19 protein-coding genes and 2 pseudogenes are annotated in these 19,100 nt (G+C 70.7%); 11 read left to right on the top strand and 10 right to left on the bottom strand.

Annotated features, from left to right (window positions below; genetic code table 11):
- The first annotated feature begins 62 nt into the window (after window positions 1-62).
- Window positions 63-157: pseudogene (locus ABZ471_RS42870) on the top strand.
- A 72-nt stretch (window positions 158-229) separates the two neighbouring features.
- Here ABZ471_RS42870 and ABZ471_RS42875 read toward each other — a convergent pair.
- The 3 genes from ABZ471_RS42875 to ABZ471_RS42885 all read right to left on the bottom strand — a co-directional run bounded on the left by ABZ471_RS42875 (window position 230) and on the right by ABZ471_RS42885 (window position 3,877).
- On the bottom strand, window positions 230-1,459 hold the full coding sequence (locus tag ABZ471_RS42875; protein WP_359074570.1) for an MFS transporter: 1,230 nt from the start codon (window positions 1,457-1,459) through the stop codon (window positions 230-232).
- A 219-nt stretch (window positions 1,460-1,678) separates the two neighbouring features.
- Window positions 1,679-2,761 (bottom strand): hypothetical protein, encoded by a 1,083-nt coding sequence (locus ABZ471_RS42880; protein WP_359074542.1) that lies wholly within the window; start codon window positions 2,759-2,761, stop codon window positions 1,679-1,681.
- 132 nt (window positions 2,762-2,893) lie between these two features.
- On the bottom strand, window positions 2,894-3,877 hold the full coding sequence (locus ABZ471_RS42885; protein ID WP_359074544.1) for a hypothetical protein: 984 nt from the start codon (window positions 3,875-3,877) through the stop codon (window positions 2,894-2,896).
- A 403-nt stretch (window positions 3,878-4,280) separates the two neighbouring features.
- On the opposite strand from ABZ471_RS42885, the gene ABZ471_RS42890 reads away from it, so the two are divergent.
- Both ABZ471_RS42890 and ABZ471_RS42895 read left to right on the top strand, forming a co-directional pair.
- A complete protein-coding gene (locus ABZ471_RS42890) occupies window positions 4,281-6,419 on the top strand; it encodes a SpoIIE family protein phosphatase (protein ID WP_359074572.1) in 2,139 nt (712 codons plus the stop codon).
- 64 nt (window positions 6,420-6,483) lie between these two features.
- Window positions 6,484-7,284 (top strand): SAM-dependent methyltransferase, encoded by an 801-nt coding sequence (locus ABZ471_RS42895; protein ID WP_359074546.1) that lies wholly within the window; start codon window positions 6,484-6,486, stop codon window positions 7,282-7,284.
- An 87-nt stretch (window positions 7,285-7,371) separates the two neighbouring features.
- Here the strand turns inward: ABZ471_RS42895 and ABZ471_RS42900 are convergent, their stop codons facing one another.
- A complete protein-coding gene (locus ABZ471_RS42900; protein WP_359074548.1) occupies window positions 7,372-7,854 on the bottom strand; it encodes a GNAT family N-acetyltransferase in 483 nt (160 codons plus the stop codon).
- Window positions 7,855-8,129: 275 nt separating this feature from the next.
- On the opposite strand from ABZ471_RS42900, the gene ABZ471_RS42905 reads away from it, so the two are divergent.
- Entirely contained in the window at window positions 8,130-9,914 is a 1,785-nt protein-coding gene (locus ABZ471_RS42905; RefSeq protein ID WP_359074550.1) for a coagulation factor 5/8 type domain-containing protein, read from the top strand.
- A 66-nt stretch (window positions 9,915-9,980) separates the two neighbouring features.
- Here ABZ471_RS42905 and ABZ471_RS42910 read toward each other — a convergent pair whose 3' ends face one another.
- Entirely contained in the window at window positions 9,981-10,841 is an 861-nt protein-coding gene (locus ABZ471_RS42910) for a class I SAM-dependent methyltransferase (RefSeq protein ID WP_359074551.1), read from the bottom strand.
- Between the two features lie 125 nt (window positions 10,842-10,966).
- On the opposite strand from ABZ471_RS42910, the gene ABZ471_RS42915 reads away from it, so the two are divergent.
- The gene (locus ABZ471_RS42915; protein WP_359074553.1) at window positions 10,967-11,458 is read left to right on the top strand and encodes a peptidylprolyl isomerase; all 492 of its coding nucleotides are present in this window, start codon (window positions 10,967-10,969) and stop codon (window positions 11,456-11,458) included.
- A gap of 113 nt (window positions 11,459-11,571) precedes the next feature.
- Here the strand turns inward: ABZ471_RS42915 and ABZ471_RS42920 are convergent, their stop codons facing one another.
- Together ABZ471_RS42920 and ABZ471_RS42925 are read right to left on the bottom strand one after the other, a co-directional pair.
- Window positions 11,572-11,901, bottom strand: coding sequence for an AzlD domain-containing protein (locus tag ABZ471_RS42920; RefSeq protein ID WP_359074555.1), 330 nt, complete (start codon window positions 11,899-11,901; stop codon window positions 11,572-11,574).
- Window positions 11,894-12,538: an AzlC family ABC transporter permease gene (locus ABZ471_RS42925; RefSeq protein ID WP_359074573.1), complete on the bottom strand. Its 645-nt coding sequence runs from the start codon at window positions 12,536-12,538 to the stop codon at window positions 11,894-11,896. Before ABZ471_RS42925 ends, ABZ471_RS42920 begins: the two co-directional genes overlap by 8 nt.
- 167 nt (window positions 12,539-12,705) lie before the next feature.
- On the opposite strand from ABZ471_RS42925, the gene ABZ471_RS42930 reads away from it, so the two are divergent.
- Both ABZ471_RS42930 and ABZ471_RS42935 read left to right on the top strand, forming a co-directional pair.
- A complete protein-coding gene (locus ABZ471_RS42930; RefSeq protein ID WP_359074557.1) occupies window positions 12,706-13,164 on the top strand; it encodes an Lrp/AsnC family transcriptional regulator in 459 nt (152 codons plus the stop codon).
- A 154-nt stretch (window positions 13,165-13,318) separates the two neighbouring features.
- Window positions 13,319-14,110: a ribonuclease BN gene (locus ABZ471_RS42935; RefSeq protein WP_359074558.1), complete on the top strand. Its 792-nt coding sequence runs from the start codon at window positions 13,319-13,321 to the stop codon at window positions 14,108-14,110.
- Window positions 14,111-14,175: 65 nt separating this feature from the next.
- Here ABZ471_RS42935 and ABZ471_RS42940 read toward each other — a convergent pair whose 3' ends face one another.
- On the bottom strand, window positions 14,176-15,066 hold the full coding sequence (locus ABZ471_RS42940; protein ID WP_359074560.1) for an NmrA/HSCARG family protein: 891 nt from the start codon (window positions 15,064-15,066) through the stop codon (window positions 14,176-14,178).
- A 152-nt stretch (window positions 15,067-15,218) separates the two neighbouring features.
- Here ABZ471_RS42940 and ABZ471_RS42945 point away from each other — a divergent pair, with 152 nt between their 5' ends.
- The 3 genes from ABZ471_RS42945 to ABZ471_RS42955 all read left to right on the top strand — a co-directional run bounded on the left by ABZ471_RS42945 (window position 15,219) and on the right by ABZ471_RS42955 (window position 18,013).
- Window positions 15,219-16,373 carry a histidine kinase gene (locus tag ABZ471_RS42945; protein WP_359074561.1) on the top strand — a complete coding sequence of 385 codons (1,155 nt, stop codon included), beginning with the start codon at window positions 15,219-15,221 and terminating at the stop codon, window positions 16,371-16,373.
- A 122-nt stretch (window positions 16,374-16,495) separates the two neighbouring features.
- Entirely contained in the window at window positions 16,496-17,071 is a 576-nt protein-coding gene (locus ABZ471_RS42950) for a hypothetical protein (RefSeq protein WP_359074563.1), read from the top strand.
- Between the two features lie 93 nt (window positions 17,072-17,164).
- Window positions 17,165-18,013: a maleylpyruvate isomerase family mycothiol-dependent enzyme gene (locus tag ABZ471_RS42955; protein WP_359074564.1), complete on the top strand. Its 849-nt coding sequence runs from the start codon at window positions 17,165-17,167 to the stop codon at window positions 18,011-18,013.
- A gap of 6 nt (window positions 18,014-18,019) precedes the next feature.
- Here the strand turns inward: ABZ471_RS42955 and ABZ471_RS42960 are convergent, their stop codons facing one another.
- Complete coding sequence (locus tag ABZ471_RS42960; RefSeq protein ID WP_359074566.1) at window positions 18,020-18,247, bottom strand: hypothetical protein; 228 nt, start codon at window positions 18,245-18,247, stop codon at window positions 18,020-18,022.
- A complete protein-coding gene (locus ABZ471_RS42965; RefSeq protein WP_359074568.1) occupies window positions 18,234-18,557 on the bottom strand; it encodes a DUF6400 family protein in 324 nt (107 codons plus the stop codon). The genes ABZ471_RS42960 and ABZ471_RS42965 overlap by 14 nt, the downstream gene beginning before the upstream one ends.
- A 274-nt stretch (window positions 18,558-18,831) precedes the next feature.
- On the opposite strand from ABZ471_RS42965, the pseudogene ABZ471_RS42970 reads away from it, so the two are divergent.
- Window positions 18,832-19,100, top strand: a pseudogene (locus tag ABZ471_RS42970) (RNA-guided endonuclease TnpB family protein); the annotation flags it as partial.

Here is a 19,100-nt window from a genome sequence, read left to right on the forward strand (position 1 = left end):
GTCAGCGGCTCCTGCCACTGTTGTGCATGTGAACGGCACGGGAAACCGGAGGCCGGGAACAGGGAGAGGTGCCCGGAGTGGTTGATCGGGGACCAGCGAGCACGCCTCGAGGTCGGGCCCCAAGGGGCCCACGCAGGTTCGAATCCTGCCCTCTCCGCAGCGAGGTGACGGAGGCCGCCCGGGCCCGCGCCACCGGACTCCCCGTCGGAGCCGGTGTGCGGCTCAGGACTCAGGAAGGGACAGCGGCCGGGGGCAGTTGCCGCCTCACGCGGATCCCCACCGCCGTCACCAGCAGGACCGCGCACGCCGTGAACACGAGACCGGCACCGCGCAGCCCCAGCGCCACCGTCATGGCGCCCACCCCGACGACCGGCAACGAGATCCCCACGTACGCGACGACGAAGAACGCCGAGATGGTGGCGCCTCGGTGCGCCTCGGGAGCCGCGGCGCTCACCTCGGTCAGTCCGGCCCGGAAAGTCATCCCCTGGCCCATGCCACCGGTCAACGCTCCGGCCAGCAGCACCGGGAAGGACTCCAGGAACAGCGAGGTCCCGATGAGGAGGAGCCCAGCGACGAGCACCGTACAGCCCCGGGGCAGGGCCCTGCGCGCACCGATCCGTCCCATGAGCAGTTGTCCACCGGTCGAGGCGCAGAACACGCAGAAGACGACGGCGCCGGCCACCGCCAGGTTGTGCTCGTCCAGCGTCTGGGTGAGGAAGGCGGGGGCCACTGCCGTGAACAGCCCGAGCATCGAGAAGCCCGCGAAGGCGGCGAGGGCGCACGGCGCGAACACCCCGCGGACCTCGGGCGGAACCTTCATGCCCTGAGGGCGCAGAGACGGCCGCGGACCGGAGTGGTGCACCGTCTCGGGCAGCAGGAGAACGACCACCACGGCGACCGCCAGGAGCACCAGATGGACGACGAACGGGAGCTTGAGCGGCCACGGGGCGTACTCGGCGAGGATGCCGGAGAGGAGGGGGCCGAGCCCCAGACCGCCCATGTTGGCCGCAGTGGCCGCCAGTCCGGCTCGGGCCCGTCGGGCGGGCGGGGCCAGTTCGAGGACGGCCGCGGTGCCCGTGCCACTGAGCAGGCCGGCCGAGAAGCCCGACAGCACCCGGCCCGTGTAGAGCTGTGGAAGCCCGGCCTCGGTCAGGAAGCAGACCGCGCTGAGTGCGGCCAGGCCGAGGGCGGCCAGCAGCACCGGTCGCCGCCCCAGCACGTCGGAGAATCCGCCGGCGATCAGCAGGGCGGCGATCACGCCGACCGCGTAGACCGCGAACACGACCGTGACGATCAGTTCGGAGAAGCCGATCTGCTGCCGGTACAACCCGTACAACGGCGTGGGCAGGGTGGTGCCCATCATCCCGACCGCGAAGACACCCGCTGCGGCCTTGTACCCCGGCCGCCCTGGACACCGCCACCCTGGACCCCGCCACTCAGGCTCTGCGTCGCTGCTGATCACAGTCCACCTTAGGCACCGGCCGCACCGTCCTGTGTGCCTTCGCAACGCGGAACTCCGCCGTCCGGCGGCCCTACGGCACGCAACGCCCGAACAGCCGTGGCAGGTGGACGGCCATAGCGTCGGACAGCTGGAGCAGCTGGAGCAGTTGGAAGCACGCAGCACCCGGACAGCAGTAGCGGCTGGAAGGCCCGTAGCGGCCCGAGTCGGCACCGGGCCTCAGCTCGCGGCCGGACCCGCGAAGGCGGGATACCCGGGCAGGGGGGTCACCAGCCACCCTCCGGCGACATCCCGCAGCAGCAGCTCCATGGTCTCCGCGAACGCAGGGAACTCCTTGATCCCGCTCGCCATCTCCCAACGGTGCCTCAGTACCTGGCGCATCGTCGGAACCGGACGCCGGGTGCGGTGCATCGGCCGGTCCTCCTCGGTGCGTGGCAGCAGATGCACCGTCACGTCGACCGTCCAGACCGCGATCGCCTGCCGCATCCCGGCCTGCCACACCGCGTCCTCGGCAAGCGCGGGGTAGGCGGTCACGACCTCGGCGCGATAAGCCTGCTCGACGTCCTCCGCCAGGTCTGCCGGAAGGCGGAAGACGCACCAGCAACTGGAGAAGGGCATACGGCAGTAGGCGGTCGTCAGGAAGACCGACTGGTAGCAGGCCGCCTCGAAGTCGATGAGGCGCAGACCGCCGGGAGTGAGCAGGTTGTTGTCGGGGCAGGTGTCCCCCGGAGTGAACGCCGGGAATTCGGCGCCACCGGCCGTCCCGATACGGGCCAACTCGTCGGCCAGCCCCGGTGGCACGGCGATTCCGGCCCCGTCAAGCAGAGGGAGCAGATCGGCGGCGTTCCGCTCGATCCACGGCTCGTCTCCCCAGGACGCGAGACCCTTGTTGTAGCGGGCCGACAGCCCGGTGAAGTCGGCTCGCCTGTGGACCGATGCGGCGGCCAGTCGGCCCAGCCCTCTCGCCCAGGCCGACAGGCCCTCGGCGGCGGCCTTCGGATCGTCACCGAGCAGCACGTCGGCCAGCGTGGGCGCAGCTCCCAGATCCTCCATCACCAGCAGCGGCACGTCCGCGTCCACACCCAGCAGTGCCGGGCCCTCCGCCTGGAGGGCGAGTCCGGCGGCCTCGGAGGTGAAGGACCGCAGCGCATCCGGCTCACTGGTGAACGACTTCACGATCACGCTGCCGCCGTCCGCCGTCCGGCAGCGCACGACGGTGCTGCGCCGGCTGCCTCCCAGGTCGACGGGGTCGTACAGTGCGATGCCCAGCAGGTCCCCGGCGGCACGCAGGATCGGATCCATCACGGCATCCTGTCATCGGCCCCCGCTCGGCGTACATGCCGACTTCCGTACACCCCGAGCGGCGTACATCCCGACCGGACCGACCGGGCCTGCCGGACCGGCCGAACCGAGCGGACGGCTGAACCTTCGCGGCTACACCACGAACGCGTTGACGCGGCCCGCGGCGATCTGCTTCTTGCCCGTGACCGGCTGTGCGACGGCCGGCTGCGGCGAGGCGGAGTTGACGCTCCAGCGGTAGCCGGCGAAGAGGGACGTGGCCGGGTCGGCGTAGAAGATCATGTGGCCGTATCCCACGCCGCTGTGCTCGGTGTAGGTGCTGTTGTCGTCGGCCAGCTCGCCCCGCGTGTCGGGATAGGAGCGGTAGCGGTCGATGCTGGCCTGGCTGGTCCGATCGGGGTCGCCGTGCGGGCTGTTGGTGCAGTCGACGATCTGGAAGAGGTGAGGGACCACCCCGTTGATGCCCAGTTTGCTGTCGACGGACGACGCGAAGGTGCCCAGGTAGGCGCGGATCAGCACGGTGTGCCCGGTGTAGGGCGCGCTCTTGACGGCCGGGTCGTAGTCCCAGGCGACGATGTCACCGGGGCGCAGGTTCACCGGCTTGGTCACCGGGTCGAAGTGCGGGACGTTGGAGGCGTTGAGGAATCCGGCCTGCAGATCCTCCGCGTTGGGGAAGGACGTGGTGCGGGTCGAGCCGTCCTTGGGGGGAAAGTACTGGTTGAAGTACGACGGGGTGGCCCATCCGTACGCGGTGTCGGCGCCGTAGGAGCGCTGGAGCAGCGACGTCATGAACGAGGCGCACTGGGAGAGGTTCTCGAACTCCTCCGGATGCCCCGGACGGCCCCAGGTCACCTCGGTTCTGCCGAGGTTCTCCCCGTTGGTCTGCTCGGCGTTGTAGCGGTTGTGGTCCCACTGGGCCGCGCGCAGGCGCAGGTACTCCACCAGCGTCTCGGCCTCCAGCAGGTGCGGCGGCTTGAGCTGGTAGAGACCGGCGGTCGCCGGCTCGGCAGCGACCGCGCGGGCGGGCGAGACCAAGGAGCCGGCGGACGCGGCAAGGGCCAACCCGGCACTTCCGGCCAGCAGATGGCGACGGGACGGGCGCGAGGACGATGTGGACACTGCGACTCCCTGACGTCGGACGGCGAGAATGACGTGGGGGATCTGCTGTGACACAGGTGGGTGCGGCGTGGGAGCCGGGGCCGGAACGTGCCCCGAGTTGTACGCCCCCGCCCGTTGGATCGGGCCTCAATGCGATATCCCCCGTATCGCGGCGAGCCCCGTTTTCCGCAGCCCGGACGATATCAGGCAATCCGATCTTGACGGGAAGCCAACCGCGTCCTTCATGGGACTCGGTCGACTGGAAGCGTGACCGCGGGGCTCGGACGGCTCTCGATGTTCGGCCTTGGCAGTGATCTATATCGGGCATATTGTCCAGATAAGGCCATATGTGCCTCGGGCGGCCGACGGACAGGCGGTCGACGCGTGGATCGATGGCATCGTCCGCGAGCGAGCGGAGGGCACGATGCGGCCCGGTGATCTACCGGATGGCGGCGGGCCACTGGACGATGCCCTCGGGACGGGGCTGACCGACGTCGTGCGCCGTACCGGCGCCGCGATCGGCGGCCTGTACCTGATCGAGGAACCGGCACCGATGCTGCGCCTGGTGGCACTGTGCGGGCTGCCCGTCGAATTCACGCAGCCGTGGCGGCGCCTGCCGCTCACCGCCCCCGTCCCGGTCGCCGACGCGATCCGGGACGACCGGCTGGTGTGGGTCGGCAGTCAGGACGAGATGACGTGCCGCTACCCGCAAACCGCAGCCGTCCTGCCCTACCGGTTCGCACTCGCCGCCCTCCCGGTGACCGGCGTCCGCCGCTGCTGGGGAGGCATCGTGCTGATGTGGTCCGGCGACCACCACCGTGAGGCCTCCCCCCGAGAACGCGACCACATGATCGCCAGCGCACATCGGCTGGCACGTCTCCTGGACGACTCGCCCCGGCCTGCGGACCTGCCCCCGCAACCACGAGCCTTCCCTCTCGAGACCGTGCGCCACCCCGTGCAGGTCGGCATGGCCGCGGTCGACTACATCGAACGTCTTCCCGAAGGTGCACTCGCCCTCGATCTGGAGGGCCGCATCACCTTCCTCAACACCACCGCCGCCCGGCTCCTCGGACGGCCCGCGGACCGGCTGCTCGGCGCACGGCCCTGGCAGGCGCTCCCCTGGCTGGACGACCCCGCGTACGAGGACCAGTACCGCACCGCCGTCGTCAGCCGTACCCCCGTCTCCTTCGACGCCCTCCGCCCGCCCGACCGGTGGCTGACCTTCCGGCTCCACCCGGACAGCAGCGGCATCAGCGTCCGTATCACCTCGTGTGGGCGACAGCCCGTGGACAGGGCGGAACCCGCCACGCAGCGCCCCTCGGCGACGCCGACCGGACGTCTGTACCAGTTGGTCCACCTGGCGGCGGCCCTCACGGAGACGGTGACCGTACGTGACCTCGTCGCGCTGATCTCCGACCAGATCCGTCCCGCCTTCGGAGCCCAGGGAATGGTCCTCTCCGCAGCGGACGCGGGTCGCCTGAAGATCATCGGTCATCGCGGCTACCCCGCCGACATCATCGACGGACTCGACGCGCTGCCTTTGGAAACCGACCTCACGCCCGCCGGTCAGGTCCTGGCCGGCGCGACGCCCGCATTCTTCGCCAGCCCGGCCGACCTGGCACGCAACCACCCCAGAGCGCCCCGGATCAGCGGCAAACAGGCCTGGGCCTTCCTGCCCCTCGTCATCACGGGCCGACCGGTGGGCATCTGCATCCTGTCCTACGACCGTCCGCACACCTTCACGGCCGACGAGCGCGCGGTCCTCACCTCGCTGGCCGGTCTCATCGCCCAAGCGCTCGACCGTGCCAGCCTCTACGACGCCCAGCACCGCCTCGTCCACGAGCTGCAGCAGGCTCTCCTCCCGCGCACCCTGCCCACCATGCCCGGCCTGGAGGTCGCCGCCCGCTATCTGCCGGCCGGACACGGGCTCGACGTCAGCGGAGACTTCTACGACCTGCTGCGCCTGGACGACACCACGGTCGCGGCGGTCATCGGTGACGTGGAAGGCCACAGTGTCGCCGCAGCCACGCTCATGGGACAGGTCCGCACCGCCGTTCACGCCCACGCGAGCGCCGGGGCGGCACCGGACCAGGTCCTGTTCCGCACCAATCAGCTGCTGGCGGACCTGGACTCCGACCTGCTCGTCGCCTGCCTCTACGCGCACGTGGACCTGGCGCACGGCCGGCTGGCCCTCGCCAGCGCCGGTCACGTTCCCCCTCTCCTGCGCGAGGCCGTCCACAGGGGCCGGATTCTGGACATCGAGCCAGGCCCGCTTCTGGGCATCGGCGTGGACCTGCATTACCCCGTCACCACCACCCCGCTGCTCGACGGAGCCGTCCTGGCCCTCTATACCGACGGACTGGTGGAGAGACCCGGGCAGGACGCCACACAGGCCACCTCCGATCTGCTCGACCACCTCACGGGCAACACCGACGACCACGACCTTCAGCACCTCGCCGACAGCCTCGTCCACCACGCCTGGCCCACCGGGCAGCGCACGGACGACGTCACCGTCCTTCTCCTGCGCACCACGCACAACCACCTGCGCGGGCCCGGAAGTTGATGTGCAAAGCTGTCGTCGTCCGTTCACGGGTGGGGCCCGTGGCGGTCGTCGAGAGGAGCACAGTGTGAGTCAGGACGGCGGCTTCAGCGTCGGGGAGATCGACACCAGCAGGCCGCATCCTGCACGGATCTACGACTACCTGCTGGGCGGCAAGGACAACTACGAGGTGGACCAGCGGGCCGGCGACGAACTCGCCGCCGCCGCGCCCGAGGTGCGCATCGGCCTCCAGGCCAACCGCGCCTTCCTGCAGCGCGCCGTCCGCCATGTCGTCAGCAGCGGCATCCGCCAGATCCTCGACATCGGCACCGGGCTGCCCACCTCGCCGAACGTGCACGAGATCGCGCACGCGCTGGCACCGGACGTACGGGTGGCGTACGTCGACAACGATCCGATCGTGGCCGCGCACGCCAACGCACTGCTCAGCAGCGCCGGCACGACCAGCGTCGTCATCGGAGACGTGCGGGACCCAGAGGCCATCGTGAACCACCCCGGTGTCCGCCGGGCCATCGACTTCGACCAGCCGGTCGCACTGCTCCTCGTGGCCGTTCTCCACTTCCTCACCGACGCCGAGCAGCCGGCGCAGGCCGTCGCCGGGCTGCGCGACGCGCTACCGGCCGGCAGCTTCCTCGTGCTCTCCCACGCCACCGGCGACTTCGCCGACCGCAGCGCGGCCCAGGCCGTCTACAACAAGGCCACCGCCACGCTGAACCTGCGGTCCCGCACCGACGTCGAGCGCTTCTTCGACGGCTTCGAACTGGTCGACCCGGGCCTGGCCCAGGTCCCGTTCTGGCGCCCGGACACCACGCCACCGCCGAGGTCCCACGAGATCGGCTTCTACGGAGGGGTGGCCCGCAAGACCGCCTGACGCCACGCTGTGCCGCGTGTCGGGGTTCGGATGACCGATCAGGGAGCGAGCAGAACCCGTTTGCGGTGCAGTTCGTGCCGCCCCCTCTCACAACGTCGTCCGCAAAGTCACCGACTGTCTCGCGAAGCCGCTCCTCTCGTAGAAGCGGAGTGCAACGGCGTTGCTGGAGTAGGCCGTCACCTCGGCCAGTTCGGCTCCCGCTTGCTTCGCCCAGGCCGAGAACTCCGCGATCAGGCGCGCCCCGAGCCCGTCCCTGCGGTGGGCCGGCCGCACATACATGCTCACCAGTGTCGCGACCTTGACCGGCCGCATCGTGGATCCTTCCGCGACCGTGCCGGTGAGGTGGCCGACGACTTCCCCAGCGCAGTCCGCGACGAGGAGGAGTCCGGTCGGGTCTGCCATGCCTGCGGCGAAGCGGTCGGGGCCGAACTCGCGGGGCCAGCCCACGTTCACGCTCGGATCCCTCGTGCCGGCATCCTCCGCGAACAGCGCACTGCTGCAGGCGACCAGCCCGTCGACGTCGCCGACTTGGGCGCGGCGGACGACGACCTCACGCTGTGGCTCACTCATACCGGCAGACGCTAGCTCACGCCACTGACAACGCCTCCGGCTCCGGTCGCCGTTCCTTCCTCAAGCCGACTCCCGCACGACCCGCCCTGGTTCGAACACGGCCGCTTTCGCTCACTTCTCGAAGGCAACTGCGGTGACATGACGGTCACTCAGGAGTCCCGCGCGGAAATTCGGCCGCTCCTCTTGACGCATCGTTCACGCCAATGAAGCATCCAACGACGAGAGAGCGCTCCCCAGCCCCACTTCGTTCATTTCCTGAACAAGGAGAGCCGCGCATGCCCCCCTCCTCCTCTTCGGCGCCCATCGGCCGCCGGGCCGTGCTCGGTGCCGCGGCCGCGGTCGTGCCCGTACTGGCCGGCGTGTCCGCTCCCGCCGCGCAGGCCGCCACCTCGCCCCGAACGTCGCCGCGCGCCCTGCCCGGCGGGGGCGACCTCGGCCCCAACGTGCTCGTCTTCGACCCGTCCACGCCCAGCATCCAGGCCAGGCTGGACGAGGTCTTCCGGCAGCAGGAGTCGGCCCAGTTCGGCACCGGCCGCTACGCACTGCTGTTCAGGCCCGGCACCTACAACGGTCTGAACGCCCAGATCGGCTTCTACACGTCCGTCGCGGGCCTCGGCCTCTCCCCCGACGACACGACGATCAACGGCGATGTGACGGTCGACGCGGGCTGGTTCAACGGCAACGCCACGCAGAACTTCTGGCGTTCGGCGGAGAACCTGGCTCTGGTCCCCGCGAACGGCACCAACCGGTGGGCGGTGGCCCAGGCCGCCCCCTTCCGCCGTATGCATGTGCGCGGCGGGCTCAACCTCGCGCCGTCCGGCTACGGTTGGGCGAGCGGCGGCTACATCGCGGACAGCCGGATCGACGGTCAGGTCGGGCCCTACTCGCAGCAGCAGTGGTACACCAGGGACAGCGTCATCGGCAGCTGGCTCAACGGCGTGTGGAACATGGTGTTCTCCGGTGTCCAGGGCGCCCCCGCGCAGAGCTTCCCCAACCCGCCGTACACCACGCTCGACACCACCCCCGTCTCCCGGGAGAAGCCGTTCCTGTACGTCAGCGGCAGTGAGTTCCGGGTCTTTCTGCCGGAGAAGCGGACGAACGCCCGCGGCGTCACCTGGGGCAGCGGCGCGCCGAGGGGTACGTCCCTGCCACTGTCGCAGTTCTACGTCGCCAAGCCGGGCGTCAGCGCGGCCACCCTCAACCAGGCGCTGGCGCAGGGACTTCACCTGCTGCTGACGCCGGGCATCTACCACGTGGACCAGCCGATCCAGGTGAACCGCGCGGGCACCGTGGTGCTGGGCCTGGGTTACGCGACCCTCGTACCCGACAACGGGACCACGGTGATGAGGGTCGCCGACGTCGACGGCGTACGGCTGGCCGGGTTCCTCATCGACGCCGGACCGGTCAACTCCACGACCCTGCTGGAGATCGGCCCGGCAGGCGCGCACCGGGACCATGCGGCTAATCCCACCACTGTGCAGGACGTCTTCGTGCGCATCGGCGGCGCGGGCGCGGGCAAGGCGACCACGAGCCTGGTGGTCAACAGCCGGCACACCGTCGTCGACCACACCTGGGTCTGGCGCGCCGACCACGGCACCGGCGTCGGCTGGGACACCAACCGCGCCGACTACGGAGTCGTGGTCAACGGTGACGACGTGCTGTGCACCGGTCTGTTCGTGGAGCACTTCAACAAGTACGACGTGCAGTGGAACGGCCAGCGGGGCCGCACGGTCTTCTTCCAGAACGAGAAGGCGTACGACGCCCCGAACCAGGCCGCCGTCCAGAACGGTTCGGTCAAGGGGTACGCGGCCTACAAGGTCGGGGACAACGTCACCGCGCACGAGGGCTGGGGCCTGGGCAGTTACTGCTACTACAACGTCGACCCGTCCATCGTGCAGCACCACGGCTTCGCCGCCCCGAACCGCCCGGGAGTGAAGTTCCACGACCTACTGGTGGTCTCGCTCGGCGGCAACGGCCAGTACGAGCACGTGATCAATGAGACGGGATCAGCGACCTCGGGCACGTCCACGACGCCGTCGACCGTGGTGTCGTATCCGTGACGCCAGTACCTCCTGTGCACACGTGCACCTCGCGCCCCGCGTGACGACCCGCCGGATCCGGCCACGTCATCCGGGTGCCGCACCGGCCCCGGACGGCGTGCGCCACACGAACACCTCGGTGCTGGGCCCGCGTTCGCAGAACCGGCCCGTCGGGGAGGAGGACCGCAGCAGCGTCCGCAGGTCGGCCTCGAAGGCCGCACGGCGCGGGCCGAAGAGGCCGGGAGCCGAGGACGACAAGGAGAAAGTCCAGGCGACGACGTCGTTCTCGCCGCGTTCCAGCACCTGCCCGCCGGGGACGACGTGCCGCTCGGGCCCCAGGAACCCGGCGCGCGCGATGATCTCCGCTTCGCCGCCACGTGTCCCGTTCGGCAGCACTCCACGCCCGGCACGGCGGACCGGCCCGAGGTACTCCTTGACGAGTTCGCCGATGGCCCCGTACGGCACACCAGGATGCGGCAGACCCTCGACGCCGAACTGCTCGCCCTTCAGGTCCGAGACGTGCACCAGCGCACCGCCGGGCCTGAGCATGCCGCGCACGGTGGCCGCCACCAGGTCGCGGTCCATCCAGTGGAAGGACTGGGCGAAGGCCGCCGCGGTGAAGGTGCCGAGGTCCGCCGGGAGGTCCTCGGCCCGGATCCGTACCCACCGGGACCTCGCGGCCACTCCCGCGTCGGCGGCCCGCCGGGCGGCTTCACCGATCATGCCGGCGTCGGGATCCACCCCCACGACTTCGCCGAACAGGTGCGCGAGGGGGACAGCCAGGGTGCCGGGTCCGCATCCCACGTCGAGGAGCCGGCCGGTCCCGTCGAGCCCGAGCTCGTCGGCCAGCACCTGCACCAGGGCGGGGGCGTACGGCAGCCTGCCCCGCCCGTAGTAGGGCGCTGCCCCCGCGAACAGTGTTTCGTCCCACACCCAGTTGTCGCTCACTGGGCGATTCTCCGCCCCAGAGGCTTACGAGGAGCGATATTTTCTGCGGGGTGCAGGAGGACACCAGACGTGCAACGAGACCCTTCTGCACGTCACAGGACTCCTCGACGGTAGGGTTGATCGCTATGAGTGACAACGTGTACTTCGACATTACGATCAACGACGAGCCGGCCGGCCGGATCGTCTTCAAGCTCTTTGACGACGTGGTTCCCAAGACCGCCAGGAACTTCCGCGAGCTGGCCACCGGCGCGCACGGCTTCGGATACGCCGGTTCCTCGTTCCACCGGGTCATCCCGCAGTTCATGCTGCAGGGCGGCGACTTCACCGCGGGCAACGGCACCGGTGGCAAGAGCATCTACGGCGAGAAGTTCGCCGACGAGAACTTCAACCTCAAGCACGACCGTCCGTACCTGCTGAGCATGGCCAACGCGGGTAAGAACACGAACGGCTCGCAGTTCTTCATCACGACGATCGTCACCAACTGGCTCGACGGCAAGCACGTCGTCTTCGGCGAGGTCGTCGAGGGCACGGAGGTCGTCGACGCCGTCGAGAAGCTCGGCAGCCAGAGCGGCAAGCCCAGCGCGAAGGTCACGATCGCCGCGAGCGGCACCGTCTGACCGACGCTCGCCCGCGACAGCGGGTGACGACAACGCCCCGGTGATGACGCCGGTCGGTCCTCTCCTGACCGGCTGTCTCACCGGGCGTCGTGTTCTCGGGGTCGTCCCGGTCCTCAGCGGGAGAAGAGCGTGCTCGCCAGTACGACGTGGACCGTGGTGCCCCCGAGGATGCTCAGGAGGGCGTTGCGGCGCCACAGGTGCAGGCCGACGGTGACGGCCAGGGCCACGAGTGACGGCACGACCCGGGTGTGGGCCGACGGCAGGTCGCGCAGGCAGTAGACGACCAGGATCACCATGATCCCGGCGGGCATGCGCGTGCTGAGGTACTGGACGGTGCCGCTCGCGCGCAGCGGGGCGAGGACGGCGAAGGGCAGGGCGCGCAGGGCCCAGGTCACGGCGGCGGAGACGAGGACCGCGGCGACGAGGTAGGTCGTGTCAGGCACGGCTCGGCCTCCTGCGGGTGGTGAGGTGCCGGGCGAGGAGCCCGGCGGTGAACAGGGCGAAGGCGACCGGCAGCAGCTGGCTCGGGAACAGCAGCCGGGCGGCGAGGGCGCTGAGCAGGGCGAGCGCCGGGGTGGGCAGGTCCCCCCGCCGGTCGCGGACGGCGTCCAACGCCAGCACCGTGAACAGGGCGGTCAGCGCGAAGTCCAGCCCGGTGACCCTGTCGGGGACGAGGGACCCGATCAGAGCGCCCGCGGTGGCGCCGCCGGCCCAGTACACGTGCATGTAGAGCTGAAGCCAGAGGATGCGCCGGCTGGGCCAGGAGCGGGCCTGGTGCCCGGCGGTCAGGGCGTACGCCTCGTCGCACAGCGCGAACGTGCTGTACGTCTTCCCCAGCCGCCCCGTCACCCGGTGCAGCGGGAAGGAGAGCGCGTAGAAGACGTGCCGGAGGTTCACCAGGAACGCGGACACGGCGATGGAGACCAGCGGCGCGCCGGCGGCGACCAGGCCGATGAGAAGGAACTCGAACGACCCGCCGTAGACCAGTGCGCTGGACAGGCCCGCCCACCACCAGCCGACGCCGGAGTGGGTGACGAGCACGCCGAAGGCGATGCCTAGCGGGACGAAGCCGAGACCCACGGACGCGGAGTCCCTGAACGCGGCCCGGGCCGGGGAGGGCGCGCGGGCCGGAGCGGTGGGCTCGGGCCGCTCCAGGCTGTCGGCAACGGCAGGGGAGGTTCGCATGGAGACATTTTAGGAAGAATGTCGGGTCATATGGTTGCCGATAATGTCCGTACGATGGTCGAGTGCGCAATCAAGTGAAACTAGATGCCATCGATCGCGACATTCTGTTTCACCTGCGTCAGGACGGGCGGCTGACCAACGTCGAGCTGGCCCAGCGGGTGGGGCTGACCCCGCCGCCGTGCCTGCGCCGGGTCAAGCGGCTGGAGGAGGCGGGTGTCATCGCCGGATACCGGGCCGTCGTCGATCCCGGGGCCCTGGGCCGCGGGCTGGAGGTCCTCATCGACGTCGAGGTCAGCGCCAACGACCGTACGACCTTCCTCGAGTTCGAGGACACCGTGGCCGCGTACGACGAGGTGGTCGAGTTCCGGCGCATGTACGGCCGCCCCGACTATTTCGTGCGCGTCGCCGTCGCCGACCACGCCGCCTACGAGGCCTTCCTCACCGAGAAGCTCAGCGGTCTGCGCTGCGTCCTGCGCATCGACTCCCACCTGACCATGAAGACCATCAAGCCAGCTCCCTGAGTCCGGTCACGCGCGCCACCGCACGTCCGGCCGGGCGCGTCGGCGCCATTCGTCCGATCATGTCACCAGAGACTCATCGAGGGCCGCCCGCCCGACGCCTGCGGCCCACGACCGTCGGCGACGACCCCTGGTGCGGCAGGCACGGGAGGAACCCGTGAGGCAGTGGCGGCGCGGCCTGCACCGCGCTTGGGAGTGGCTCGGTGTGCGCGCCCTGTTCCGGCGCGGCCGCGACCTGGAGCTGATGCACCGGGCCATGGGGTTCGCCACGCTGGCCCTGGTGACACTGGCTCCGCTGCTGATCGTGGTCGCCGCGGCCGATCCGCTGGTACGGGGCGGCTTCGCGTCCTGGCTCACCGACGGCATGGGTCTCAAAGGACCGTCCGCCGACGCGCTCACCCGCATCATCAGCCCGCCGCGCGAGGTCATCGGCACCACCGGTGTGCTGAGCCTCGTCCTGCTCGCCGTGTTCGGTGTGTCCTTCGCGGGCAGTGTGCAGAACGGCTACGAGCGGGTCTGGGGCCTGCCCGCCGGTCCCTGGCACCGGGTCTGGCGGCAGGCGACCTGGCTGGTGGTGCTGACCGCCTACCTCTACCAGGAGGTACAGACCCGCACGGCGCTGCACGGGACGCAGCGGGCCGTGCTGTCCGCGGTGAGCGCGGTGCTGTTCTTCTGGTGGGGCCAGCGGTTCCTGCTCGGAGGCCAGGTGCACTGGCGCGCCCTGCTGCCTGGCGCGATCGCCACGGTCGGCGGTCTGGCCGGCCTCCGGGCCTTCTCGTCGCTCGTCTTCACGCCGCTCATCGTCACCAACGCGCTGAGCTACGGCGCGGTCGGAACCGTGCTGGTGGTGGAGTCGTGGCTGATCGGCGTCGGGTTCGTCGTGTACGGAGGCGCGCTGTTCGGCCGCTGGTTCGTCGAACACCACTGGACGCCGTCCCACGAGAAGTGAACGGCCAGTCGGCGAGCGGCGGTCGGCGGGCCCCGACGCTGCGCGTCATCCGCAGGCGATAGGCCTCATGGCAGGGCGGATTCCCTTGGGTTCGGGGCGAGCAGGGTGGGCCAGTCCTGGGAGGCGGCCCAGTCGGCGAAGGTGTGCCAGCCCACTTCGGGGTGGGCGTGGCGCAGTCCGGTGACGTCGACGTCGAGACCGGTGGTGGTGAAGTAGGCGAACATCGCCGCGAGGTCGTCCGAGTGGGTGCGGACGTAGGAGAGCGGCACCTCGCGGTGGGTGACGGAGCGGCCGGTGGCGGCCGACAGGGCCGCGGCGATCTGCGCTGCGGTGAGTTCGTCGGAGGCGATGTCGATGCGGCGCCCACTGAACGTGGCTCGACGCTGCAGGACCAGGGCGGCGAACGCGCCGATGTCGTCGGCGGGGATGAGCGTCAGGGGGCGGTCGGCCGGCATGGGCCAGGCGAAGGTGTTGTCGCGCAGGCCTTCGAGGGTCCAGCCGGAGGCGAAGTTGTCCATGAAGGCCGCCGGCGCGATGACCGTCCAGGGGACGCCCGTCGCCCGGAGGTATCGCTCGATCTCGTCCTTGCTCTCGTAGTGCGGAATGCCGGTGCCACGATCGGCGTGCGCCGCGGAGGTGAACACGATGTGGCCGACCCGGACGGCCACCGCCGCGTCCAGCAGGGCCTTGCCCTGGCGGACCTCGGTGGCGGTGTCCGTGCCGAACGGGGTCGTCACCGCGAAGAGGGAGTCGGCACCCGCGAGCGCGGCGTCCAGGGTGGGGCGGTCGTCGAAGTCGGCGAACCGGACGTCGGCGCCGAGCCGGCGCAGAGCGCGGGCCGCCGGTGCGGCGGGGGTACGGGTGAGGGCGCGGACCCGGTGGCCGGCGGCCAGCAGGGCACGGGCCGTGGCACCGCCCTGGGCACCGGTCGCACCGGTGACGGCGATGGTGAGCATGTGGGCTCCTCGAGAGGGAGTTCGGGGTGCAGTGGACAAGAGCCGAAATTTTCCTGCGTTGCGCAATAGCTGCGCCACGAAGAAGCGTACCTCACATTTCGCTGCGCCGCGCAGCGGATCGACCCGGTCTCGTGATCGCCTAGCGTGGCGGTATGGGTAAAGCAGTGCGGCAGGCCGGGCGTGCCACGGTTCACCTGGTTCTGGCCGCGGTCATGACCTTCGGCCTGTACCTCTTCATCACCGTGCTGCTCATCACGGCCGTAGGAACGCTCGCCGTGGTCGGGGCCTGGATGCTGCCCGAGACCGTGCTGCTGATCCGCCGGATCGCGGGAGCGAAGCGGCGTATGACCGCCGGGTGGACGGGCCGGGAGATCCCTGAGGCGTACCAGTCCCTGACCAGGCCGCTGCGTGTACGCCTGCGCACCGCGGTCCGCGACCCCGGCACCCGCACGGACCTGCGCTGGATGATTGCCTCGTACGTCTACGGCGCCCTGCTCTTCCTGGCGCTGCCGCTGTGGCCGCCGGGTCTGGTCGTCGACGGGGTGCGGTGCGGGCTGCTGCGCCGCGCACCGGCCGTGCTGCCACTGATCACCCGGCTCGCCGACCTGGAAGCCGCCTGGTCGACGGCGCTGCTGAGACCTTCACCCCGGGCGCTGCTGGCCGCCCGGGTCGAGGAGCTGGCCGCGACCCGCGCCGATGCGATCGCCGCACACGAGGCCGAACTGCGCCGTATCGAACGCGACCTGCACGACGGCGCCCAGGCCCGCCTGGTGGCGCTGTCCATGCGGCTCGGGCTGGCCCTGCGCGGGTTCGACCGCGATCCGCAGACCGCACGCAGGCTGCTGGCCGAGGCACAGGACCAGGCCGAGGAGGCACTCACCGAGCTGCGGCAGGTGGTGCGCGGCATCCACCCGCCGATCCTCACCGACCGCGGCCTGGTCGGTTCCGTACGGGCCCTTGCGGCGAGCAGCGCTCTGGAGGTGACCGTGGAGGTGACGGGCGGCCTGGAGGAGGGCCCGCGACCGCCGGCCGCCGTCGAGGCCGCCGCGTACTTCGCGGTCGCCGAGGCGCTGACCAACGCCGCCAAGCACGGCGGTGGCCGGCGGGCGACGGTACGGCTGGAACGCCTGCGCACCGGACTGCGTGCTGTCGTCCGGGACGAAGGAACGGGCGGTGCGGACGAGACCGGCGGCACGGGCCTGCTGGGCATCCGGCGCAGGGTCGCCGCGCTCGACGGCGGTGTGCAGGTGTCCAGCCCGACCGGGGGCCCGACCGTCATCGAGGTGCGGCTGCCGTGCGTGTGGTGATCGCCGAGGACGGCGAGTTGCCGCAGCGGGACCCCGGAAAATCCCGCCACCCGGCGTGCAACCTTTCGCCATAGCTGCGTGTCTCACCACATAAGCAGCATGAAACGACCAAGGGGGACATCATGCGAAGAATTGGGGCAGTGATGGCGGCGCTCGTTCTGGCGGGCACCGGGTTGGGAGCGGCGTCGAGCGCGGCGGGAGCCGCACCGGCTGCCACGGCGCGGGTCACGGCCTGCCCGACCGGCTGGGGCAGCGGCGACAAGGGCGGTGTCACCGCCGGAGCGGTGCCGCTGGAGAACATCAGGACCGGTCGGCACGACTGCTTCGACCGCATCGTGTTCGACGTGCCCGGCGGCGGCTCGCTCGGCTACTACGTCAGGTACGTCAAGCAGCTCCAGCAGACCGCCAGCGGCCGTTACATCCCGGTCGGCGGCGGGGCCGTACTCGACGTCCGTGTCGGAGCGCCGGCCTACGACCCGGAGACCGGCGCGCCCACGTATCCGGCACGGGTGGGCCGCACCCTTCCCGGCGTGAACCTCGCCGGGTACCGCACCTTCAGGGACACCCGGTTCGCCGGCAGTTTCGAGGGTGAGACCCAGATAGGTCTCGGTGTCCGGGCCCGTCTGCCGTTCCGGGTGATCCAGTTGCCCGACCGTCTGGTGATCGACGTGGCCCACAACTGGACCGGCAGCCGCTGAGGGCGCACGGGGCTTGCCGCGCGGCCCTGAGTCTGGTTGGGTACCGGCGCCCCGTGCACACGGGGTGTTGCCAGGTGAGAGAGGACGCGCCGCGTGCACGCGACGGTACGGCAGGACAGCAGGGGGCCGTTGCCCGAAGGGCTCGGGCAGGCGATACGCGGGACCGCCGAGGACATCGCCGCGCTGTTGCGGGGCGTGCCCGACACGGCGGTTCCCGTACCGGGATCGGAGTGGACCGTCGGCGAAGCGGCCGCCCATCTCGCCCTGGCCAACGAGTTGATGGCCGACCTCGCCGCCGGACGGGAACGCCCCTACGGTGACGGCACACCGCAGAGCCTGGCGGCGGCCAACGCGCAGTCCCTCACCGAGTTCGGGGAGCGCCGGGCAGATCCACTGGCGACGATGATCACGGAGCAGGCCGAGGTGTTCCTGGACGCCATGGGGGCCACCACGGCCGAAGGGGCCACAGGGGCCGTCGACGGCCCGGCACCGACCACGCCGTTGGGCCCCCTGGACCGGCCGGTTCTCGCGTCCTACCTGCTCACGCACATGCTGGGCCACGGATACGATCTCGCGCTCGCCCTGGGCCGCCCGCACATGGTCGACCGGGCACGGGTGGGCCTGTGCATGCCGTTCATGCTCTCGGTCATGCCGCGCGTGGCCGACACCGCGGCCACCGCCGGTCTCACGGCCCGTTACACGATCCGCCTGCGCGGCGGCGAGGCATTCGGCGTGTCCCTGACCGACGGTGCCGTGCAGGTGACGCCGGGGACGCCTGTGGGCCGCTCGGACTGCACCATTCTCCTGGACCCCGTCGCGTTCCTGCTCATCGCGCTGGGCCGGCTCAACCCCTGGCGTGCCATCGCCCGGGGGCAGGTCATCGCCTGGGGAGCCAGGCCCTGGCTGGCGCCTCGCTTCCCGACGCTGTTCACGGCACCCTGAACGGCCTCATCCCTGGGATCGGGTGGCGCCGAAATTCGTCTCGTGAGTCCAGACGTGGGTGCAGGACGGGCACTGCAGGTGGAGCAGGCTGCCGGTGTTGGAGAGCAGGTAGCGCCAGTGGCCGTAGCAGGCACGCCCCTGCTCGCAGGTCGCGCACCCCCGGCGGTCGTCGCACTTCGGGCACTCCACCCAGGCACGGCGGCCGATGTCGGCCTGGGGGTCAAGCGGCAGCATCGCCACCCCCGCGCCTCGGGAGCACCCCGGCCGCGACCAGCTCGTCGTAGATGCGCTGCTGCTCGGCGTCGAGACCGGAGTACAGCAGGTCGTACGCCTCCTCCTCGCCGCGCAGCGCCGCGACGGGGTCCCAGTCGGGCCCCAGGGCGGCCAGGGCGTGCGTGCGCCGGAGCATTTCGTGGGCGGTCAGGTCGACGACGAAGTCGACCGGCGCGGAGGTGCCGGGTCGGTCCGCCGCGGGCTCGCCCTTGGCTATGGGCTCGTCCGGCTGGTCCGGCTCGTCGGGGAGGATGGGGTCAAAGGAGGACATACAACCGAACGTAGGTAAGCCTTTCCCGCCACGGCAAGAGCAGGTGGGAGAAGTCACAGCAGGTCGGCCGGGGCGGGGCCGTGGATGGGGCGCGTCGGGACGGGCTGCTGTCACCGGGCACTTCCGAGGATGCCCCGGCCTTCAGGCCGGGCAGGAATCGGATTCCTGCGGAGCAGGGCAGAGGCAGCCGAATCGCCGCCAGGGCGGTTCGGTGTCCACCCCGTGACTGGGTGAGGCAACCCAACTGTCAGTCCCTGCGGGTAGGTTCGGGTGCATGACGACGGGAGCGATCACGGAGGAGGCCGGGTATGTCCGGTACACCTACCGTGTCCGCCTGTCGAAAACGGCCCGGCGTGCACTCGAAGCTGAGTGGGACCGGTGCCGCTGGATCTGGAACGAGTGCGTGGCCCGCTCGAAGAAAGCCCATACCGAGGGTGAGAAGGTCGGCCCGGCTGCGCTGGACCGGATGCTGACCCAGGCCCGGCGGGTAACCCCCTGGTTGAGGGACGGCTCGTCGGTACCTCAGCAGCAGCTCATACGCGA

This window comes from Streptomyces sp. NPDC005728, from assembly GCF_040630895.1.
Lineage (GTDB): Bacteria > Actinomycetota > Actinomycetes > Streptomycetales > Streptomycetaceae > Streptomyces.